The sequence below is a fragment of the Roseateles aquatilis genome (genome assembly GCF_002205645.1).
Lineage (GTDB): Bacteria > Pseudomonadota > Gammaproteobacteria > Burkholderiales > Burkholderiaceae_C > Roseateles > Roseateles aquatilis.
This window is the reverse complement of the sequence record NZ_NIOF01000003.1, coordinates 60300-80867: the sequence shown is the minus strand read 5'-3', so window position 1 is coordinate 80867 and position 20568 is coordinate 60300. Positions and strand designations below refer to the sequence as shown.

The window sequence follows — 20568 nt, the reverse complement described above, 5'->3', positions numbered from 1 at the left end:
GTCAGTCACCACCCGCCGGGGTTCTTCCCCGATGGGGAGGACTCCGGCTTTTTCTTCAAGGAGAACTCTCATGGGCTGGTATTTCTCAAGGCAATCCCGCCATCAGCTGATCCAGGAGCTGATCGAACCCCGCGACAACGAGCAGCTTCGCGCGGAGACCGTCGCACACACCTTGCGCGGCAACGTGCTGTGGTCCGTCGTGCGCATCACCGCCAAGCAGGAAGGCATCAAGCCGGGCCTCGGGGTTGGCGACTCCTATCACTACATCCGCTGCGACCTGCTGGAAGGCTCCGGCAATGAATGGGGCTACAAGCCGATGGATGAGTCGATGCACCCGTACTACTACTCGTGCCCGCTCAGCTATCTGGCGATGGCGCCCGAGCAGTCCCCCCAGTGGCGCGAAGGCGTGCGCGCCTACCACGCGCGTCGTCGCACGCCGACCCTACCGGCTACGCCGGTGTCGGCCTGATCCCAGGAGGCTCACGATGGACTCCATCCTCGCGTCTCTTCCGGCATCGCTGCTGTCTTTCGTCGAAGACCAGTTGTCCAACAACGACGTCTCGCCCGACGAGGAACTGCTCGACCACTTCATCGCCAACGGCCTCACCGATGAGCAGGCACGGCAGGCGTTGACCTACCGCGACAACTACTCGGCCAACATCTACCTGGAAGGCTTCACGCCGATCCGCAAGGCAGACGAGGCGCTTCGTTTCAATCCGGCCACCCGGCAGTTCAAGCCGGACTGAGCCATTCCTTTTCCACCCCACGGGGCAGTACTTGCCCCAGCGGGCAGTGCTGTCCCTTTCCTTTATCCAAGAGGACATCACCATGCCTGCACACTCCGATCCCAAGCCGCTCTACCGCATCGACGAATGCCCCGACCTGATGGCCGATGGCTGCGTCGGCGACGAACAGGGCAATCTCGTGTTCCTTTCCATCTGGGCGCGCGACACAGCCATCCAGGAGTTCCTGGCACGTCTGACCCTCGGGCGCGACGAACAGGGGCTGGACCAGTTCCACGTCATCACCGAACAGGGCGGATCGATCCCGGTCTTCGTCGGCAACGTCGAGAACCTGGAGAAACGCTCCACGCGCGTCTTCCGGCGCACGCTGTTCGGTTCCATGGTCAACCTGTGGTTGTTCGACCGCCGCTGCGTGAAGCCCGACAAGGCCAACGCCGGCGCGCTGGCCCTGCTGCCCAGGGATTCATCGCATCGCACCGATCGGCTGTGGACGCTGGTGCAGGACACCTGCCCACTGCCGTTGCTCGATCACTGGCGCGACACCGTGCTGGAACTGCTGCAAGCCCGCGCGATGCTGAGCCGCCTGCCATCCGCCATCGGCGCGTTGGAAGGTCATCGGCTGGCGATCGACGTCCCGGCGCTGACCACCGCGCTGGGTGACCTGATTCGCAACGGCACCCTCGGGGCGTCGCGGTACGAGCTGGCTTCCGGCGCACCGCTTCGGCGCGTGGCCTGAGTCATCTCCATGTACGGGCATGCGCGGCGCGCGTGCCCGTCTTCCTTCATCCCACTTCCTTTCAGGAGGTTCTTATGGCTCTCATGTTCCCGCGCCTTGCGCGCAACTTCATCAAAAACGGCTATTTCCCGACCGATGAGCCCACATTGGAACGGGCGTTGTCCGCACTGGCGCCAGCCTCTGGCCCGCTCTCCATCCTCGATCCCTGCGCCGGCGAAGGCGTGGCGATTGCCGAAGCTGCGCACGCCCTCGGGCGCGAGCAGGTTTCGGCTTATGCCGTCGAGTACGACGCCGAGCGTGCCCGCCACGCCCGGCAACTGGTCGATCGTTGCCTCCACGGCGACCTGATGGACTCGCTGATCAGCCGGCAGAGCTTCGGCCTGTTGTGGCTGAACCCGCCGTATGGCGACCTCTCCAAGGACGTCAACGGCAACATCGGCTATCAGGGCCAAGGTCGTGCCAGGCTGGAGAAGTTGTTCTATCAGCGCAGCCTGCCGCTGCTGCAATACGGCGGTGTGCTGATCTTCATCGTGCCGTCCTACGTGCTCGATCCGGAGCTGGTCGGATGGCTGACGCGCCATTTCGCAGACCTGCGGATCTACCGTGCGGTAGAGGCGCAGTTCAAGCAGGTGGTGATCTTCGGTCGGCGGGCTCGCCAGCGCGACCAGGCGTCGGACTCGGCCAAAGCCGTGCGCGGGCTGCTGTTGCAGATCGGGCAAGGCGATGCTGAGGCCGAGGAACTGCCAGTGGAATGGCCGTTCCTGCAGTACACCGTCCCAGTGTCTCCCGCGGAGCCGGAGCACTTCTATCGCGTGACGATGGAGCCTGAGCAGTTCGCCGATGAAGTCGGCCGACTGCAGGGGCTATGGCCGTCGCTCGACACCCACCTGGGGGCCGCGCAGCAGTCGCTGCGTCCACCGGCGCGGGCCTTGTCCCACTGGCATCTCGCTCTGGCCTTGGCCGCGGGCGCGATCTCGGGCGTCGTGACCTCGAAGAGCGGCAGAACGCTCGTCGTGAAAGGTGATACCCATAAGGAGAAGACTCTCCAGACGGAATACACCGAACGCGACGACGGCTCCGTGGCCGAGACACGCATCCTCACCGACAAGTTCGTGCCGGTCATCCGTGCCTGGGACATGACACCGGGCTCCGCCACGCGGGGCGAGGTGCTAATCATCCGCTGATCGTTGTTCCCTGACGGCAAGCTGCCAGCGCTTCGCCGCCTTCTTTGTCCACCCACCGGGGTCATGTCGCCCCGATGGGGTGCCGTGGCCTCTTTTTCTTTCTGAAGGAGAAATCACCATGGCACTCGCTGTTCTCAATCTCGTCTCGCAACCACGGTTCCCATCCGGACAAGTGGTCATGACCGCCGGCATCAACGATCTGGTCCAGCAGGGTCAGTTCAATCCGGTGCCTTATCTGCGCCGCCACCTGCGTTGCGACTGGGGCGATCTCGATGACTGCGACCGGCGTTCCAACGACGCTGCATTGAAGTCCGGAGACCGCTTGTTCTCGTCCTACCAGGTCACGCCGACCTTGAAGCTCTGGATCATCACCGAGTGGGACCGCAGCGTCACCACGCTGCTGCTGCCATCCGAGTACTGATCGTCCTCTGACGGCTCGGCCGTCTTTCTCTTCCCACCCCTGGGGCATGCCATCGCCCCGCAGGGGGCGGTGCATGCCCCATTTTCATTGGAGCATCACCATGTCACTTGATCTCGAAACTGTTCCCGCGGCTGTTTCCGATGCCTCGCCCGTGCAGGGCGACCTGCTCGAAGCCGCATCTTCTCCGCTCGCCATCAGCCTGACCGACTTCGTGTCGGAGTTCGGCGACGAGCTGCTCGACTCGCTCAACCGTGCCAATCCCCCGGTCTACACCGGCCAGGTGCGGGTACATCGGCAACTCATCCTCGCAGCCCTCAAGCGCAAGCTGTTCCAGGCGCAAGCCGATGTGGTCCATGCCGTCACCGAGCTGCTGGTCGATAGCGGTGAACGCGCCGCGATCGTCAATGGCGAGATGGGATGCGGCAAGACGACGGTGGGTATTGCCACCGCCGCCGTGCTCAACGCCGAAGGCTACCGCCGAACCTTGGTTCTTTCTCCGCCGCATCTGGTCTACAAGTGGCGGCGGGAAATCCAGGAGACGGTGGCCGGCGCCAAGGTCTGGGTGCTCAACGGCCCGGACACGCTGGTCAAGCTGCTGAAGCTGCGCGAGCAGTTGGGTGTACCGGCGCAGGGTCAGGAGTTCTTCGTCCTGGGCCGCGTGCGGATGCGGATGGGGTTCCACTGGAAGCCCGTCTTCACCCGGCGGCGCACGCCCCACGGCGACGTGGCGGCGTGCCCGGACTGCGGCCACATCATCACCGACCTCGACGGCGAGCCCATCAACCCGGTCGAACTCGAAGCCGAAGAGAGCCGCCGCAAGTGCAGCCATTGCGCCGCACCGCTGTGGACGCTGATCCGTCCCAGGGGCTTGTCCGCCAGTGACCAGTCCTCGACCGTGCTCAAGGCGCTGAAGCGTATTCCCACGATTGGCGAAGTCACCGCGCAGAAGCTGATGCAGAAGTTCGGTGACGCCTTTCTCGCGTCGATGCTCGGGGACAACATCCATGAGTTCATCAACCTGATGGATGGCAACGGCGAGCTGGTCTTCTCGGACCGGCAAGCCCATCGCATGGAACGTGCGATGGCCAACATGGAGTTCGGCTTCGGCGAGGGCGGCTACCAGCCGTCCGAGTTCATCAAGAGGCAGCTTCCCCAAGGCGCGTTCGACCTGCTCATCGCCGACGAGGCGCACGAGTACAAGAACGGCGGCTCCGCACAGGGCCAGGCCATGGGGGTGTTGGCGGCCAAGGCGCGCAAGACGCTGCTGCTCACCGGCACGCTGATGGGCGGCTACGGCGACGACCTGTTCCACCTGCTGTTCCGCGCCCTGCCTGGGCGGATGATCGAAGACGGCTACCGGCCGACCAAGCAAGGTTCCATGACGTCGGCCGCGATGGCGTTCATGCGCGATCACGGCGTGCTCAAGGACATCTACTCCGAGAGCACGGGCACGGCGCACAAGACCGCCAAGGGCACCAAAGTATCGGTGCGCACGGTCAAGGCGCCGGGCTTCGGTCCGAAGGGCGTGCTGCGTTGCGTTCTGCCGTTCACCGTCTTCCTCAAGTTGAAGGACATCGGCGGCAACGTGCTGCCGCCCTACGACGAGGAGTTCCGTGAGGTCACGATGGACACGGCGCAATCCGCGGCCTATCGCGATCTGGCGGGACGGCTGACCGCGGAGCTGAAGCAGGCCCTGGCGAAGCGCGACACGACGCTGCTGGGTGTGGTCCTCAACGTGCTGCTGGCCTGGCCGGATTGCTGCTTCCGGTCGGAGACGGTGGTGCATCCACGCACGCGCAACACCCTGGCCTTCGTCCCGGCTCAGTTCAACGAGCTGGAGGTGATGCCCAAGGAGCGCGAGCTGATTGATATCTGCAAGCAGGAGAAAGCAGAAGGTCGCAAGACCCTGGTCTATACGGTCTACACCGGCACGCGCGACACCACGTCGCGCCTGAAGGTGCTGCTGGAGCAGGAAGGCTTCAAGGTGGCGGTACTGCGCGCGAGCGTGGATGCCTCCCGCCGGGAAGACTGGATCGCCGAGCAGCTGGACCGCGGTATCGACGTGCTCGTCACCAATCCAGAGCTGGTGAAAACCGGCCTGGACCTGTTGGAGTTCCCGACGATCGTGTTCATGCAGTCGGGCTACAACGTGTATTCGCTGCAGCAGGCCGCACGCCGTTCATGGCGTATCGGTCAGAAGCAGTCGGTCAAGGTGATCTACCTCGGCTACGCCAACTCCTCGCAGATGACCTGCCTGGGGCTGATGGCCAAGAAGATCATGGTGTCGCAATCCACCTCCGGCGACGTGCCCGAATCAGGGCTCGATGTCCTGAACCAGGATGGCGACTCGGTGGAGGTGGCGTTGGCGCGGCAGTTGGTGCATTGAGATTGTTTCCCTCTTGATCGGCCCCTTCGGGGGCCGAATTCTTGTCTTCGGTCGTTGCCGCAGTCGCTATTTCAGGGGAGCGTTTCAGAAAACAAAAAAGCGCGGCCGTAGTAGTGCCGGTCAATGCCAGCATCGGCCATCACCAGCTTCTCCCAGCGTTCCTTGATAAGGCTGGTCGGCGCATCGGCGGGCACCATGCGATTTGGGATCAGATCCGACGGACTCGCTACGCAACTTCGTAGATTTCGTTTGATCTATAACATGCAGTAAGATATATAACTCATTACCCACCCCTTGGCGATAAAGGAGTCCGTGCTTGAGCTTTCTCGCGCTGTTCATCAGCCTGCCCACCAAGGCATCGACCGGCCGCATGCGCGTCTGGCGCTCCGTCAAGGCGCTGGGCTGCGCGACGCTGCGCGATGGGGTCTATCTGCTGCCCGACTCGGCCGATAGCGCTACGGCGCTGGACGAAGTGGCGGCGCAGTCGGTCGAGGCCGGGGGCAGCGGCGAGGTCTATCGACTGTCGGGGTGTGACGAAGCTCAGGAAGCCGCGCTGCGCGCCCTGTTCGACCGGGGCGAGGAGTACGCGGGCATCGTCGAGGAGATCAAAGGGCTCGGACGGAGCCTGGCATCCCTGGACGGCGCAGCCGCCGCGCGTAAGCTCCAGCCGCTCGTGCGCCGCTTCGAGCAGGTGGCGCGCATCGACTTCTTCCCCGGCGAGGCGCAGCGGCAGACCTTGAGCCTGCTCGACGACCTGCGCGACGCGCTCACCCGCCGGCTTTCTCCCGACGAGCCGACCCCTCGGCAGGCTGACATTCCGCGACTGGAGCGGGCCGACTATCGGGGCCGTGTCTGGGCCACGCGGGCCCGTCCGTGGGTCGACCGGCTCGCCTCGGCCTGGCTGATCCGCCGGTTTATCGACCCGAAGGCCCGCATCGTCTGGCTGACGAGTCCCGCCGACTGCAAAGCCGATTGGCTCGGCTTCGATTTCGACGGTGCGACGTTCAGCCACGTCGGTACCAAGGTCACCTTCGAGACGCTGCTGGCGAGTTTTGGCCTGGAGGACGACCGGGCGCTGACGCGCCTGGGCGAAGTGGTGCATTGCCTGGACGTGGGCGGACTGCCGGTACCGGAAGCGCCGGGCATCGAACAGCTGCTCGCGGGCCTGAGGGCATCCGAATCCGACGACGACGCGCTGCTTGTTCGCGCGTGCGAAGTTTTTGATTGGCTGTTGAAGAGTTACGAGGAAAAAATAACGTGAACACCCTGACCCGTCCTCAGACGGATGCCACGACTGAAGCCGTCCCTCCAGCGATGAGCTACCTGCAGCTCTTCGTTCGCTTCCTCAAGTTCGGCTTGCTCGCATGGGGCGGGCCTGTGGCTCAGATCGGCATGTTGCGCCGCGAGCTCGTGGACGAGGAACGCTGGATCTCCGTCAAACGCTTCAACAAGCTGCTTGCGGTGATGCAGGTGCTGCCCGGACCCGAAGCCCACGAATTATGCGTTCATTTGGGCATCCGAGCGAAAGGGCGGCTGGGTGGCATGCTGGCGGGACTCGGGTTCATGCTTCCCGGATTCTTGCTGATGTTCGCGCTGTCCTGGTTGTACTTCCAGATTGACATCGTGGGTACCGCGCTGGGCGCTGCGTTCCTTGGCGTACAGGCGGCCGTGATCGCCCTGATCGTGCGCGCCGTGCACCGCATCGGCGAGCACATCCTGCTCGATCGCTGGTTGTGGGCCATTGCCATCGTTTGCGCGCTGGCAGCCATAGTTCGTGTCGACTTTTGGATCACCCTGCCCGTGGGTGGGCTTGTGTACGCCCTGCTCGTGCTCAAGCATCGGGCCTCAGCACTGCTAGTGACGCTGGCAGCGGTGGCGCTGGCCACGGCCATGGCATTTTGGGCTGAGCCAACAGCAAAGCTGGTGGAAACGGTCGTTCGGGGCCAAGCCTCGGTGTTGCTCATCTTCGCCTCAGGCCTCAAGGCCGGCTTGCTCACCTTCGGCGGCGCCTACACAGCGATTCCGTTCGTTCGCAACGACGCCGTCGGGCGCGGGTGGATGACGGATGGGCAGTTCCTGGACGGCCTGGCGCTGTCCGGTGTGCTGCCGGCACCGCTCATCATCTTCGCCACGTTCGTCGGCTATGTGGCGGGGGGGCCGATCGGGGCGGTGGCCATGACGGTGGGTGTGTTTCTTCCGGCCTTTGCGTTCTCGCTGATTTTCTACGACCGGCTGGAGGCGGTCGTGGAGAACAAACGGCTACACGCCTTTCTGGACGGCGTCGCGGCTGGGGTAGTCGGCCTGATCGGCGCAACCACAATCGACTTGGCGCGGGTCACTGCCGAACGCGTGCCATCGCTGACGGCGGGCATGTCGATCTTCGCCGCGGCCCTGGCATTCCTTTATGTCTGGAAGAACAAGCTCAACGTCGTCGTCGTGATCCTCGCGGCGGGACTGGCGGGGTGGCTGGTGTTTCCGGGCCAAGGCTGAACCTGATCGAGTCAGCCTTCGTCGCGCCGTTTCCGATCCACCTTGCTGAGGAAGCCAAGATGCCTTACGAACTGAAGTCCCTTTCATGCGATCCGGCCAAACTCACCGGCCTGTCTGAGAAACTCATCGTCAGCCATTGGGAGAACAACTACGGCGGCGCTGTCAAGCGTCTCAACGCCATCGAGCAAGAGCTGGCGCAATTGAACTGGGGAGCGGCGCCGGTGTTCGAGATCAACGGCCTCAAGCGCGAGGAGATGATCGCCAGCGGTTCCATGATCCTGCACGAGGTGTACTTCGATTCCCTCGGTGGCGCGGGAGGCGACCCTGGCGGGACGCTGAAGGCGGCCATCGTGCGCGATTTCGGCTCCATGGACGCCTGGCGCGCCCAATTCACGGCCATGGGCAAGGCCCAGGGCGGCGGCTCCGGCTGGACCCTGTTGGTGTGGAGTCCGCGCCGGGGGCGTCTCGTGAACGCCTGGGCCGCCGACCACGCCCACAACCTGCCCGGCGCCACGCCGCTGATCGCCCTCGACATGTACGAGCACAGCTACCACATGGACTTCGGCGCCAAGGCCGGGGCTTACGTGGACGCCTTCATGCAAAACCTGTCCTGGACCACCGCCGAAGCGGCTTTCACCCGATTGGGAGCCTGAACATGGACCGCACCATCAAACCCGAAACCCCGAAATCCGAACTCGCCAGTACGTTCAATCCTGCTGCGGGAGGGAGGCGCCCGGAACGATGTGTTGATCGTTTATCCCCACCAGGAGGTAATATGACCCGTAAAACCCGAATCCTTTTCGCCGCAGCAACAGCAGTCTGCATGCAAATGGCCGTTGCGGCCGGACCGACGGTCGACACGGCAACGATCGAGTCCGTGACGGGACTCAAGGGCAACTACAACAAGACCGAGAACGTCTTCAAGGTCAGCAAGCCGCGCGATGACGTGAAGATCAGCGTGGATCGCTGGACGATGCCCCCCTTCATGGGCCTGACATCGTGGGCTGCATTCACGCCGATGGGCGGCAGCACGATGATGATGGGCGACACGGTGCTGTTCGAGGACGAGGTCAATCCGGCCATGAGCGCCGCTCTTGAAGCCGGCCTGGAAGTGACGGCGCTGCACAACCACTTCTTCTTCGACCAGCCCAAGGTTTACTTCATGCACATCGGCGGGATGGGCGATGCGCGGCAACTGGCCACAGGGGTCAAGGCTGTGTATGACCGGGTCGCGCAGGTGCGAGCAAGCCAACCCAAACCCGCAAAGGCCTTTGGCGGCAGCATTCCCACGCCCAGCAGCATCACCGCGGCGCGCATCGAGGAAATCCTCGGCGCCAAGCCGCAAGTGAAGGACGGCATGGTCAAGGTGAGCTTCGGGCGCGAGGCGAAGATGTACGGCACACCCGTCGGCAATGAGATGGGCGTCAACACCTGGGCTGCGTTTGCAGGGACCGACGAGCGGGCCGTGGTGGACGGTGACTTCGCGATGCGTGAGGAGGAACTCCAGACCGTACTCAAGGTGTTGCGGCGAGAAGGAATCAACATCGTGGCGATCCACAACCACATGACGCACGAGGAGCCGCGCTACGTCTTTCTGCACTACTGGGGCAAAGGCAAAGCGGCGGAGCTGGCGCAGTCGTTGAAAAGGACTTTGGACGCACAGAAGGCCGTGAAATGACGCGGGCCGGCCCCTGGCGCTCTTTGCCCTGCCTCGTGGCTTGCCTGATTGCGGCGAGGGCTGGCAGTTCGAACGCTCAGAAACAAGAGTAGGAGACCGTCATGCAATGGATTACCCGTGAACGCCCGAAAATCGACCGCATCGCCTGTCCCTGGCTGATTGCCCGCTTCATCGACGAAAGCCCGGAGTTTCTCTACGTGCCGTCGGGCGACGTCATGAGGATCGCCGCCGAGACTGGGGCTACCCCCTATGACGTCTCCGGGGTGGAACTGGGTCACCACGGCGATCAATGCAGCTTCGATGCTTTCATCGCCAAATACCAGCTGACGGACCCGTCCTTGCAGAAGCTGGCCATCATCGTGCGCGCCGCCGACTGCGCCCAGCCGCAACTGGCGAAGGAAGCGGCCGGCCTGCTGGCCATCTCGAAAGGGCTGTCGCTCAACTTCGCCGACGACCACGAGATGCTGAAGGCAGGCATAGTGATGTACGACGCGCTCTACGCCTGGTGTGCGGATACGCCGCTGAAGAAGGTCGCGCGGCTGCTCGGCTCGAAGTGATGCTGCTACCCGCCGGGGCCGCGCCCGAGGCGCGCCTGCTGCTCGTCGGCCGGGCGCTGCGGGCCTTCACCGACGGTTATGTCGCCATCCTGCTGCCGGTCTATCTGCTGGCCTTGGGGCTGGGCACATGGGAAGTCGGGCTGATCAGTACCGCCACACTGCTCGGCTCGGCGCTGGCGACCCTGGCGGTAGGCCAGTGGGGACATCACTTCCCGCAGCGCCGGCTGCTGCTCGCCGCCGCCGGACTGATGTGCCTGACCGGTCTGCTGCTGGCCGGCCTGGGTGGCGTTGGCGACTTCTGGCCGCTGCTGCTCGTCGCCTTCGTCGGCACGATGAATCCCAGCTCCGGCGACGTCAGCGTCTTCCTGCCGCTGGAGCACGCCCGCTTGGCCGAGTCGGCGCAGGGCGAGGCGCGTACCTTCCTCTTCGCGCGCTACACCTTCGTCGGCGCCTTGTGCGCCGCGGCCGGTTCCCTGGCGACGGCCATTCCGCAAACCCTGACGAATGCGGGCCTGGTGCAGCTCGACGCGCTGCGCCTCATGTTCGTCGCCTACGGGCTGACCGGCGTCGCGATCTTCCTTCTTTACCGCACGCTGCCGAACCATCCGGTCCACGCACAGGCGGCGCCGCCCGCACCACTGGGGCCTTCGCGCGGCATCGTGATCAAACTGGCCGCGCTGTTCTCGGTCGACGCCTTCGCCGGAGGACTGATCGTCAACACCTTGCTCGCGCTCTGGCTGTTCGAGCGCTTCGACCTCTCGCTCGCCGCCGCCGGCCAGTTCTTCTTCTGGGCGGGGCTGCTCTCGGCAGGCTCCCAGCTCGCAGCGCCCTGGGTGGCGCGCCGCATCGGCCTCGTCAACACGATGGTGTTCACCCACATCCCGTCGAGCGTCTGCCTGATCCTCGCCGCCCTCGCCGAGAGTCTGCCGGTGGCGCTCGCGTTGCTGTTCCTGCGCAGCGCCCTGTCGCAGATGGACGTGCCGACGCGCTCGGCCTTCGTCATGGCGGTAGTCACGCCGGCTGAGCGCGCCGCGGCGGCAAGCTTCACCGCCGTGCCCAGGAGCCTCGCGGCCGCGGTGAGCCCGGCCATCGGTGGCGCGCTGTTCGCCGCCGGCTGGCTGGCCGCACCGCTGGTGGCCTGTGGCGCGCTGAAGATTGCCTATGACCTCGCGCTCTGGCGCGCCTTCCGACGGCACGGGGAGGCGACGCCGTGAGGCCGGTCCCCGCGCCCGATCCTGATGGGAAAGTCAGAAACACTTCAGTAGACCGGTCGCGAAGCGGGCCATAGATTGACGGCATCCGTCTGGAACGGTGCCGTCATGCGCATCCTGATCATCGAAGACCAGCTGCCGTGTCGGAGCACCGAGTCACCGGAGCAACTTCGCCGGTTCATCGAGCGGATCGAACCGGTGCGGCCGCACTTGCCGGACCGGGCGGCGTCTTCAACGGCGAACCCGAGCGCCATCGCCACCGGCGAAATGACGGGCCCGAACCCGTCCTGACTTCCCTCGGAAACGGGGCGCCGCGCGTTTCGGATTTCCGGCATCCCGCGCAGCACGGTTCTGCAATGGTGAAGGCATCTCATCGCCATGGGGTGCCACATGCTGCCGTCTCTGCCTCGTTTTCTCTGCATCTTCGCCGTGCTCAGCGGCCTGCTGTCCGGCTGCACGACGACACCGGCCACCCCTGACCACATAGAAGCACCGCCCGACGAGCCAGCTTCGGAGCAGCGACTGGTGCCCGTGGCCCGCTACGGCCGCTACACCCTGGTCGAGCTGGTGCCGGAGCCCGCGCAGCGTGATCTCTTGCAGCAGGCGGTGGTGGTCTCGATTCCGCCCATGCTCGATGCCAGCGTGGGCGATGCCATGCGCCATGTGCTCCTGCGCTCGGGCTACCGGCTCTGCGATGCGGCCGAGGCCGCCACGCTTTACGCGCTGCCGCTGCCTGCCGCACATCTGCACGTGGGTCCGCTGATGCTGCGCGATGCCTTGCTGACCCTTGCCGGCCCCACCTGGGAGCTGTCGGTCGATGACTTGACCCGCCAGGTCTGCTTCAGCCGGCACGGTGCTCCCACCTTCCTTTCCGCCAACCCGCCCGGCACCGCCACGCCCGTGCCGGACGCCCACCGGCCCGAGGAACTGCAGCCATGACCTTTCCCCAAGCGCCATCCGAGCGCAGTTCCCGCACGCGTTGGCTCAAGATCGCCGCGACCGTCTGGCTGCTGCTCACAAGCACCCTGGCCGTCGTCAACAGTGTCGGCCTGTCGCGTCTCACCGAACAGGCCGAGGCCAGTGCGCAGGACGCCCATGTCCAGGCGCTGGGCCTGCGGCTGGCCGAACTCGAACAGCAGGCCGAGGTGGACAGGCGCCGGCCTACGCCGCTCAGCCAGGCCGAATTCGCCACCGCGCAACAGGCGCTGGACGAGCGCATCGCGCGTGTCGAGGCGGCACAGTCTGCGGACAGCCTCGCCATCGACCTGCAGACCTTGCAGGCTCGTGTGCACGGGATCGAAACCCGTCTGGAAGAAGCCCGCAAAACTACCGCCGTCGCCGCCCGTCGAGCACCCGAGGTGACAAAGCCGGCGCTGCCGGCTCCACCGTTCCAGGTGGTCGGCGTGGAACTGCGCGGCGGCGAGCGCTTCCTGTCGGTCGCACCCATGGCCGCCACCTCGCTCGGCAGTGTCCGGCTGCTGCGCGAGGGTGACGCGGAGAGCGGCTGGCACCTGCAATCCATCGAGGCTCGCGCCGCCGTGTTCCGCGTGGACGGCCAGGTGCAGCGCCTTGCCGTGCCGTAGGAGGGCGGGCCATGACCCTGCGGCCGATGCTTGCTGCCGTTCTTCTGTCCGTCTCCCTGGGGGCCTCCGCGCAATCTCCGGTGACGAATGCGCGCGTGGTGCCCAGCCAGGTACAGCCCAACACCGATGCGGCGCTCGACGAGCGTCAAGCGCGGGACTGGGGCCTGCAACCCGAGGAGTGGGCACGCTTCCGACAATTGATGCAGGGGCCGCTCGGCGTGCATTCCCCCCAGCTCGACCCGCTCACGGCCCTGGGCATCGAGGCCCGCAGCGATGGGGAACGCAGGCGCTACGCGGAGCTGCAGGTGCGGATGGAGGCCCGGCGCGTCGAGAAGCTGCTCGCCTACCAGCGCGCCTATGACGCGGCCTGGCAGCGCCTCGCGCCCGGCCAGCCGCGCGTGAACCTGCCCGGCGCAAAGACGCCGGCCGCCGGCAACACCGGTTCCGGCCGGCTCGCCGTCTTCATCAAGGCCGACTGCGCTTCCTGCGCGCAGCGCGTGCAGCAGTTGCAGGCCGCGGGCACCGCCTTCGATCTCTACATGGTCGGCAGCCGCCAGGACGACGCGCGCATCCGCCAGTGGGCCACCCAGGCAGGCATCGACCCGGCCCGGGTGCGCGCCCGCACCGTCACGCTCAACCACGACGCCGGGCGCTGGCTGTCGCTCGGCCTGCCCGGTGAACTGCCGGCCGTGGTGCGCGAGGTGAACGGGCAATGGCAGCGCCAGTAGCCACCCAACGCCGCCGCGCCCTGTGGGGCGCCTGCGCCGCGCTGCTCGCCACCGGCGCCTCGGCCTTTGCCACGCCGCCGCGCGAAGTCCCGCCGCCGGCCTATCAACTGGCGGCCCAGCGTGCGGACGTGCCGGCGGCGGTGCTGTACGCCGTGGCCCTGCAGGAGAGCGGCACCCGGCTGCGCGGGCGCCTGATGCCCTGGCCGTGGACGCTCAACGTCGCCGGTAAGCCGTACCGCTATGCCACCCGCGCCGAGGCCTGCGCGGGACTGCGCCAGGCACTCAAGCGCACGTCCGCCACCCGCATCGACGCTGGGCTCGGCCAGGTCAATCTCGGCTACCACGCGCAGCGCTATGCGCAGCCCTGCGAGCTGCTGGACCCGTACCGCAACCTCGCCATCGCCGCCGAGATCCTGCGCGAGCAGCACACGCCGGGCGAGGACTGGCTGCTCGCCATCGGCCGCTACCACCGCCCGGCCGGGGGCGCCCCCGCAGCGCGCTACCGGCGCAGCGTGCACCGGCACCTGACCCGCGTGCTCGGCCCTGGCGCTCCCGTTACAACCCTCCAGGCCACCACGCCATGAACCACATCGTCCTCATCGCCGCCATCGGGCTGCTGTCCACGACCACCGTCTTCGCCCAGACCGCCTCCGTGCCACTGATCGTGGTCGAGGACCGCGGCGGCGCGTCCGCACTGCCGTACTACCAGCCCTTGAATCCGCAGCCGGACGACACCGCGCGGCCAACTCCGCTGCCACGCCCGCGCGTGGGCAACTCGGCCGAGGCCGAAGCCGCGATGCTGCCAGTGCGCTCGGCGAACCTGTCACCGGGTGACGTGCCGCGCCGCGTGATCCGCGCGCCGGGCCTGACGCCGCTGTTCCTGGTCGGCGACGACGCACGCTCGCGCGCCTGGCTGCGGCAGCGCCACGCCACGCTGCGAGAGCTGGGCGCCGTGGGCCTGGTGGTCAACGTGGAGTCGACGGCGGCGCTGGTCGAGCTGCGCCGCCTGGTGCCCGGCCTGACTCTCGCGCCGGCCTCGGGCGACGACCTGGCCCAGCGCCTGGGCCTGCGCCACTACCCGGTGCTCATCACCGCCACCGGCATCGAGCAGTGAGACGATGGCGCAGCCGCATGCGGTGGAAGTTCTGCTCCGTCCCGCGGTGGAGCTTTACACCGTGGCGGTCTGCGCCGGCGCCGCGCTTCTGTGCCTGGTGGCACCGTGGTCGCTCGCGCTGAATCCGCTGCTGGGCCTGGGAACGGCGCTGGCCTTCCTGACCTTCGGCGCCATCCGCCTGCATGACGCCTGGGCGATTCTGCGCTACCGGCGCAACATCCGCCGCCTGCCGCGCTACGTGATGATCAGCCGTAACGTGCCGGTGAGCCAGCAACGGCTGTTCATCGGCCGGGGTTTCAAGTGGGAGCAGCGGCACACGCACCGGCTGATGCAGACCTACCGGCCGGAGTTCCGCCGCTTCGTGGAGCCGACCGCGATCTATCGCGCGGCGCGGCGGATGGAGGAGTGGCTGGAGTTCGCGCCGTTTCCACTATCGAAGCTCGCGCGGGTCCTGGCCTGGGACAGCCCCTTCAACCCGGCCCGGCCTCTGCCGCCGGTGGGCGGACAGCCACGGCTGCACGGCATCGAACCCCACGAGACCGACGTGACGCTACCGCTGGGCGAGCGCGTGGGGCACACGCTGGTGCTCGGCACCACGCGCGTGGGCAAGACGCGGCTGGCCGAGCTGTTCATCACTCAGGACATCCGCCGCCGCAATGCGGCCGGCGAGTACGAGGTGGTGATCGTTTTCGACCCCAAGGGCGATGCCGACCTCTTGAAACGCATGTACGTGGAGGCCAAGCGCGCGGGGCGCGAAGGCGAGTTCTACGTCTTCCACCTGGGCTGGCCGGACATCAGCGCGCGCTACAACGCGGTGGGCCGGTTCGGGCGGATCTCCGAGGTGGCCACGCGCATCGCCGGACAGCTCTCGGGCGAAGGCAACAGCGCCGCGTTCCGCGAATTCGCCTGGCGCTTCGTCAACATCATCGCCCGCGCCCTGGTCGAGCTGGGGCAGCGGCCGGACTACCTGCTGATCCAGCGCCACGTCATCAACATCGACGCGCTGTTCATCGAGTATGCCCAGCACTACTTCGCCAAAAACGAGCCGAAGGCCTGGGAGGTCATCGTCCAGCTCGAAGCGAAGCTGAACGACAAGAACATCCCGCGCAACATGATCGGGCGCGAGAAGCGCGTGGTGGCCCTCGAACAGTACCTGTCCCAAGTGCGCATCTATGACCCGGTGCTCGATGGCCTGCGCAGCGCGGTGCGCTACGACCGGACGTACTTCGACAAGATCGTCGCTTCGCTGCTGCCGCTGCTGGAGAAGCTCACCACCGGCAAGATCGCGCAACTGCTCGCACCGAACTATTCCGACCTGTCCGACCCGCGGCCGATCTTCGACTGGATGCAGGTCATCCGCAAACGTGCGGTGGTCTACGTGGGGCTGGATGCGCTGTCCGACGCCGAAGTCGCGGCGGCGGTGGGCAACTCGATGTTCAGCGATCTGGTCTCGGTCGCCGGCCACATCTACAAATTCGGCATCGACGACGGGCTACCCGGCGCAGCGATGAGCGCCAAGATTCCGATCAACGTCCACGCCGACGAATTCAATGAACTCATGGGCGACGAGTTCATTCCGATGGTCAACAAGGGCGGCGGTGCCGGCGTGCAGGTGACGGCCTACACGCAGACCTTGAGCGACATCGAGGCCCGCATCGGCAACAGGGCCAAGGCCGGCCAGGTGGTCGGCAACTTCAACAATCTGTTCATGCTGCGCGTGCGCGAGACCGCCACCGCCGAGCTGTTGACGCGACAACTGCCCAAGGTCGAGGTGTATGCCACGGCGTTGATGAGCGGCGCCACCGACAGTTCCGACCCGCGCGGCAATACCGCTTTCACGTCCAACACCCAGGACCGCATCAGCAGCAACAGCGTGCCGCTGATCGAGCCGGCGCATGTGGTTGCGCTGCCCAAGGGGCAGTGCTTCGCGCTGATCGAGGGCGGCAACCTATGGAAAGTCCGCATGCCGCTGCCGGCGCCCGACCCCGACGAGGCCATGCCGAAGGATCTGCAGGAGCTGGCCGGCTACATGCGCCAGCACTACGTCGAGGCCGGCGACTGGTGGGACAATCAGGGCCTGCCCGGCCTGCCCGGCCTGCAGGACAGCGGGTTGCCCGCCGACCTGCTGGACGACTTCAAGCAGATGGCGGCCGTCGGTGAAGAGGCCGAAGCATGAGCGATCCGGCCGTCGCGGCCCAGCGCCAGCAGCAGCGACAGCAAGGCCTGATCGCCGGCCTGGTCACGCTGCCGTTCCGCTTCTTCGGCGTGCTGTGCGGCGCGCTGCTGCTGTGCATCCTGATCGAATGCGTCGGCATGCACTTCTTCTGGCCCGAGCAGGGCTGGCGCCACGCCCAGGGCATGCTGCACTACGAGCTGGGTCAGCTCTCCACGCACTTCACGCGCAGCGCGCTGGTGCAGGAGCCGGGGCGCACCGCACACCGGCTGGTCGAGCAAGGCTACGACTGGCTGTTCGTGAAAAGCGGTCTGCTGGACTGGATACGCGATGCCTCGGCGCAGGCCAGCGCCGGCAGCCACCGCCCGACCAAGGATTTTCGCTACTACATCGGCTTGGTCTACGTGAACGTGGAGAGCTACCTGATCGCGGCGGCCTACACGACGCTGGTCTTCCTCGTGCGGCTGCTGGTGCTGTGCCTGACCCTGCCGCTGTTCCTGATGGTCGCCTTCGTCGGGCTGGTGGACGGCTTGGTACGCCGGGACATCCGCCGCTTCGGCGCGGGACGCGAATCGGGGTTCATCTATCACCGCGCCAGGGCCAGCCTGATCCCGCTGGCCGTGCTGCCGTGGGTGACTTACCTGGCACTGCCGGTCAGCGTGAACCCGCTGCTGATCCTGCTGCCCAGCGCCGCATTGCTCGGCGTGGCGGTGTGCATTGCGGCGGCGACGTTCAAGAAGTATCTGTAGCTGCAGCCCTGCGCCAGGTCAGATGAACGATGCCGTAGTTTCGGTTCTCTGTTTCGTCAAGCACGTCAGCATCGGCGTGAACGAATACGTTTCAAGCAATCTTCTTCTGCCTGTCTCGCAGAGACGCGGCCCAGTCCTTCAAAGCCTGGATGTCCTGAAAGAGATCAGTAGGTGGTGGCGGCGCGGCATTCCTACCGCTGGATGGATCGTGTGCGTCAACAATGTCGCAGCACTTCTTGAATCCAGCGGCGAAAGCATCGCAGTCAGCCTCGGTGAGCGCACTGACCTTCTTCAGGTCCTTGGCGTTGATGTAGTCCCTGTGGCGCTGAATAACGCGGACGAAAGCGATGTCTTCCAGGCCGCGCTCCCATGTGGCGCGCAGCGAGTTGTAGAGCTTTGCCACCTCGACCGCGTACTCGTCTTCCTGGTTGTTGTCATGCAGCAGCTTTACCGCACGTGCCGCCTTCTCCAGCTTGTCGATGCGATCTTCGACGCTCTGGGCCTTCCAGGGCAGGCCGTCGGCCACCATACCGGCTCCCGCGGCGCCACGACTGAGCGTCGTGAGCCGCACTGCCCGCCCGGTCTTCGTCGCGTGGTCATTCAGATCGTTCACGAACACCAGATCATGCGTGAAGACAATGACCTGACGGTTCTCCGCTTCTTCCACGAGACGCTTGGCCACCTGCCCACGCCAGCGATGGTCCAACGAGGACACCGGGTCATCGAAGACCAGAGCAGAGCGGTGCATCGCGGTGGCAAGCTCGGTCATGAAGGCGGCCAGCGCCACGCAGGTCTTTTCCCCTTCGCTCAGGATTTCGTGGACCTTGGCATCCGGCTTGGCGAAGAGGCGCACCTGATACTGCGGTGAGCCGTACTTGCCGCCGGAGCGCACGATTTCGACGCGAACCTTCGAGGCCGCAAGCCTGACAATCTCCTCCTGAAATCTGTCGCGCAGCCGGGGAGTAATCACGGTGTCGGCAATGTCGTTGCCCATCTTGGTGATGGTGTTCGTCGCCGTTTCGCCCGCACACTCGGTCAGAAACCGGATGCTCTTCAGCCGCTGGATCTCGTCAGTGACGACCTGCAGCATGCCAGCGAGCAGCGCCCGGTCGCTCAGCTCGGCGAAATCGGCTTCCAGCTTCTTGCGTTCATCCGCGTCAGCGGACTTGCGCAGCTCGGCGGCGTAGCTGCGGATCATGGTCTGAAGCTGGCCGAGATCAGGCAGCGGCGACAGCGGAACGGGCGGAAGCTGTACCTCGCCGTTTCCGCCCAAGGCTTTGAGCAGAACGTGGCGCCGCAGCCGGGCTGCGGCGATGAAGCGGCGCGTCTGCTGCTGCAGCTCCTGATTCTGGAGGCCCAGCTCGTCGAGACTGGCCTTCACCGCCCGCGTGCCGATTGCCCCGGTAGCTATGGTCTGACGTGCGATCTGAGCCGCCTTCTCTGCCTCGCGTGCCAGCTGTTCCGTGTCCTTCTGGATGAAATCCTCGAAGCGTGCCATCCGTGCACGTGCTTCAGCTTCCAATGGCTGCTGGCAAAGCATGCAATGCGCGTCTTCGGCCGACGGCGGGAACGGTTCTCCGGGGTATGCGATCTCCGTCGAGTAGCGTCGGGCGGAATCCCATAGCGCCCGCCACGTCTCGCCGCCGACGCCGGCAAGGGGTTCGCCCGTGAAGGCCTTCTCCGCGGCAAGACGTGCAGCGTCCCGTTTCGACCGTGCGTCCTTGGCGAGGGCAGCGGCTGCCAGCAGCTCCTCATCGGTGGTTCTGGCTGCAACGCTGTTCATCACGGTAATCAGCCGCATGACGTTGTCGGCTTTAACGGTCTGCTCCGCTGCCGCCTTGGCCGGATTCTTCGACAGGTCTTCCCGCAGACGCTCAAGACGGGCGCTTTCGTCTGCCGAGAGCACCGCCAGGGCTTCAATCTTCTTTGCGTCAGTATTGGCGTTCAGCGCCGCAAGCGCCTTCCCCACGGCCGTGGTGGCCTTCCAGGTTGGCGCCGCAAAGATCGGATTGCGGGCCTTCTCAAGCTGCTTCTGCTCAGCTGCGAGGGCATCCTTCACCGACTGGCAAGCTGCAGCAAGCTCATCCGGTACGTCCAGTCCAAAGGGTCGGAATGCAACTTCGTTCTTCTCGCGGATATGCACTGAGGCGCAGTCGCTATCGAACACGCTCACCGCTGACAGCGTTGCATGCGGATTTGTGCCGTTCTGCCACTGCTCGACCGGCTGCGGCGTACCGCCGACCCCGTACGCGATGTTCGCGCCGACGCGCTTCGGGGGCTGATCGGCATACACATTGGGTTCGATCTTTCCGGCATGCCTTGCACGACATGCGCGCTTCAGGATGCGTGCGTAGCCGGACTTGCCCGCACCGTTGTCGCCGTAGATGATCGTGATTCCATTCGGCTCGAAGCCGAGTGCCTGGCCGGCGGCAAGGTTGTTCACGCCGGTCACGTCGGCAATCGACAGAAGCGATACCGCGGCGGTCTGACCGGGGTTGGCCGGAAGGTGGGCCTTCTCCAGCGGTACCGCTTTCAGCGCGCCTACGGGTGCACCTTTGCCCTGTTTGCAAAGGTCCACGAGTTCGCCGATATCGGCGTCCGTCAGACGGCCGTTTGCGATGATGCGGCGCAGGGCGTCACGCTGCCAGAGTGGACGATCCTTTGACCAGTCCAGAATCGTTTCCAGGACGGTCTTTTGCGGTGCGGCGGGTTTCTGCATTTCTTGTTCCTCTTCCCTGCCGATTCATCATGCCCGTGAAGCGGCGATTTTCCGCCGCCTAGGTGCCTCGCTGGAATCGCTTTTGCTCACTGAAGT

22 protein-coding genes are annotated in these 20568 nt (G+C 65.6%); 20 read left to right on the top strand and 2 right to left on the bottom strand.

What is annotated here, in order from left to right:
- Positions 1-70: 70 nt before the first annotated feature.
- From CDN99_RS08610 to CDN99_RS08585, 6 genes are all read left to right on the top strand, one after another.
- Positions 71-469, top strand: a complete 399-nt coding sequence (locus CDN99_RS08610; RefSeq protein ID WP_033470590.1) for a hypothetical protein — start codon at positions 71-73, stop codon at positions 467-469.
- A gap of 16 nt (positions 470-485) precedes the next feature.
- A complete protein-coding gene (locus tag CDN99_RS08605; RefSeq protein WP_033470588.1) occupies positions 486-746 on the top strand; it encodes a hypothetical protein in 261 nt (86 codons plus the stop codon).
- A gap of 82 nt (positions 747-828) precedes the next feature.
- Positions 829-1479, top strand: a complete 651-nt coding sequence (locus CDN99_RS08600) for a hypothetical protein (protein ID WP_033470650.1) — start codon at positions 829-831, stop codon at positions 1477-1479.
- Between the two features lie 74 nt (positions 1480-1553).
- A complete protein-coding gene (locus CDN99_RS08595) occupies positions 1554-2663 on the top strand; it encodes a DUF6094 domain-containing protein (protein ID WP_033470585.1) in 1110 nt (369 codons plus the stop codon).
- A gap of 118 nt (positions 2664-2781) precedes the next feature.
- A complete protein-coding gene (locus tag CDN99_RS08590; RefSeq protein WP_033470583.1) occupies positions 2782-3084 on the top strand; it encodes a hypothetical protein in 303 nt (100 codons plus the stop codon).
- Between the two features lie 100 nt (positions 3085-3184).
- A complete protein-coding gene (locus tag CDN99_RS08585) occupies positions 3185-5470 on the top strand; it encodes a helicase-related protein (protein ID WP_088384481.1) in 2286 nt (761 codons plus the stop codon).
- 71 nt (positions 5471-5541) lie between these two features.
- On the opposite strand, the gene CDN99_RS29515 is transcribed toward CDN99_RS08585, so the two are convergent.
- Positions 5542-5667, bottom strand: a complete 126-nt coding sequence (locus tag CDN99_RS29515) for a hypothetical protein (protein ID WP_255398788.1) — start codon at positions 5665-5667, stop codon at positions 5542-5544.
- Positions 5668-5786: 119 nt separating this feature from the next.
- On the opposite strand from CDN99_RS29515, the gene CDN99_RS08580 reads away from it, so the two are divergent.
- The 14 genes from CDN99_RS08580 (at position 5787) to CDN99_RS08515 (ending at position 17753) form a co-directional block, all read left to right on the top strand.
- Positions 5787-6731: a chromate resistance protein ChrB domain-containing protein gene (locus CDN99_RS08580; RefSeq protein WP_033470577.1), complete on the top strand. Its 945-nt coding sequence runs from the start codon at positions 5787-5789 to the stop codon at positions 6729-6731.
- A gap of 53 nt (positions 6732-6784) precedes the next feature.
- Entirely contained in the window at positions 6785-7960 is a 1176-nt protein-coding gene (gene chrA / locus CDN99_RS08575) for a chromate resistance efflux protein ChrA (protein WP_033470574.1), read from the top strand.
- Positions 7961-8019: 59 nt separating this feature from the next.
- Positions 8020-8613, top strand: coding sequence for a superoxide dismutase (locus CDN99_RS08570; RefSeq protein ID WP_033470572.1), 594 nt, complete (start codon positions 8020-8022; stop codon positions 8611-8613).
- 170 nt (positions 8614-8783) lie between these two features.
- A complete protein-coding gene (locus CDN99_RS08565) occupies positions 8784-9638 on the top strand; it encodes a DUF1259 domain-containing protein (RefSeq protein WP_048512706.1) in 855 nt (284 codons plus the stop codon).
- 101 nt (positions 9639-9739) lie between these two features.
- Complete coding sequence (locus CDN99_RS08560) at positions 9740-10195, top strand: chromate resistance protein ChrB domain-containing protein (protein ID WP_033470567.1); 456 nt, start codon at positions 9740-9742, stop codon at positions 10193-10195.
- On the top strand, positions 10195-11409 hold the full coding sequence (locus tag CDN99_RS08555; RefSeq protein WP_033470565.1) for an MFS transporter: 1215 nt from the start codon (positions 10195-10197) through the stop codon (positions 11407-11409). Before CDN99_RS08560 ends, CDN99_RS08555 begins: the two co-directional genes overlap by 1 nt.
- 105 nt (positions 11410-11514) lie before the next feature.
- Positions 11515-11697: a hypothetical protein gene (locus tag CDN99_RS08550; RefSeq protein WP_033470563.1), complete on the top strand. Its 183-nt coding sequence runs from the start codon at positions 11515-11517 to the stop codon at positions 11695-11697.
- 99 nt (positions 11698-11796) lie between these two features.
- Positions 11797-12345, top strand: coding sequence for a PFGI-1 class ICE element type IV pilus protein PilL2 (gene pilL2, locus CDN99_RS08545; RefSeq protein WP_033470561.1), 549 nt, complete (start codon positions 11797-11799; stop codon positions 12343-12345).
- Positions 12342-12989: a hypothetical protein gene (locus CDN99_RS08540; RefSeq protein ID WP_033470558.1), complete on the top strand. Its 648-nt coding sequence runs from the start codon at positions 12342-12344 to the stop codon at positions 12987-12989. The genes pilL2 and CDN99_RS08540 overlap by 4 nt, the downstream gene beginning before the upstream one ends.
- Before the next feature lie 11 nt (positions 12990-13000).
- Positions 13001-13717 (top strand): TIGR03759 family integrating conjugative element protein, encoded by a 717-nt coding sequence (locus tag CDN99_RS08535; protein ID WP_033470554.1) that lies wholly within the window; start codon positions 13001-13003, stop codon positions 13715-13717.
- Positions 13702-14301 carry a lysozyme family protein gene (locus tag CDN99_RS08530; protein WP_033470552.1) on the top strand — a complete coding sequence of 200 codons (600 nt, stop codon included), beginning with the start codon at positions 13702-13704 and terminating at the stop codon, positions 14299-14301. Before CDN99_RS08535 ends, CDN99_RS08530 begins: the two co-directional genes overlap by 16 nt.
- Positions 14298-14831 carry an integrating conjugative element protein gene (locus tag CDN99_RS08525; protein ID WP_033470548.1) on the top strand — a complete coding sequence of 178 codons (534 nt, stop codon included), beginning with the start codon at positions 14298-14300 and terminating at the stop codon, positions 14829-14831. The genes CDN99_RS08530 and CDN99_RS08525 overlap by 4 nt, the downstream gene beginning before the upstream one ends.
- A gap of 4 nt (positions 14832-14835) precedes the next feature.
- Positions 14836-17007: a type IV conjugative transfer system coupling protein TraD gene (gene traD / locus CDN99_RS08520; protein ID WP_033470545.1), complete on the top strand. Its 2172-nt coding sequence runs from the start codon at positions 14836-14838 to the stop codon at positions 17005-17007.
- Positions 17004-17753: a TIGR03747 family integrating conjugative element membrane protein gene (locus tag CDN99_RS08515; RefSeq protein ID WP_033470542.1), complete on the top strand. Its 750-nt coding sequence runs from the start codon at positions 17004-17006 to the stop codon at positions 17751-17753. The genes traD and CDN99_RS08515 overlap by 4 nt, the downstream gene beginning before the upstream one ends.
- Before the next feature lie 91 nt (positions 17754-17844).
- Here CDN99_RS08515 and CDN99_RS08510 read toward each other — a convergent pair whose 3' ends face one another.
- Positions 17845-20472, bottom strand: a complete 2628-nt coding sequence (locus CDN99_RS08510; RefSeq protein WP_033470540.1) for an AAA family ATPase — start codon at positions 20470-20472, stop codon at positions 17845-17847.
- Between the last annotated feature and the right edge of the window lie 96 nt (positions 20473-20568).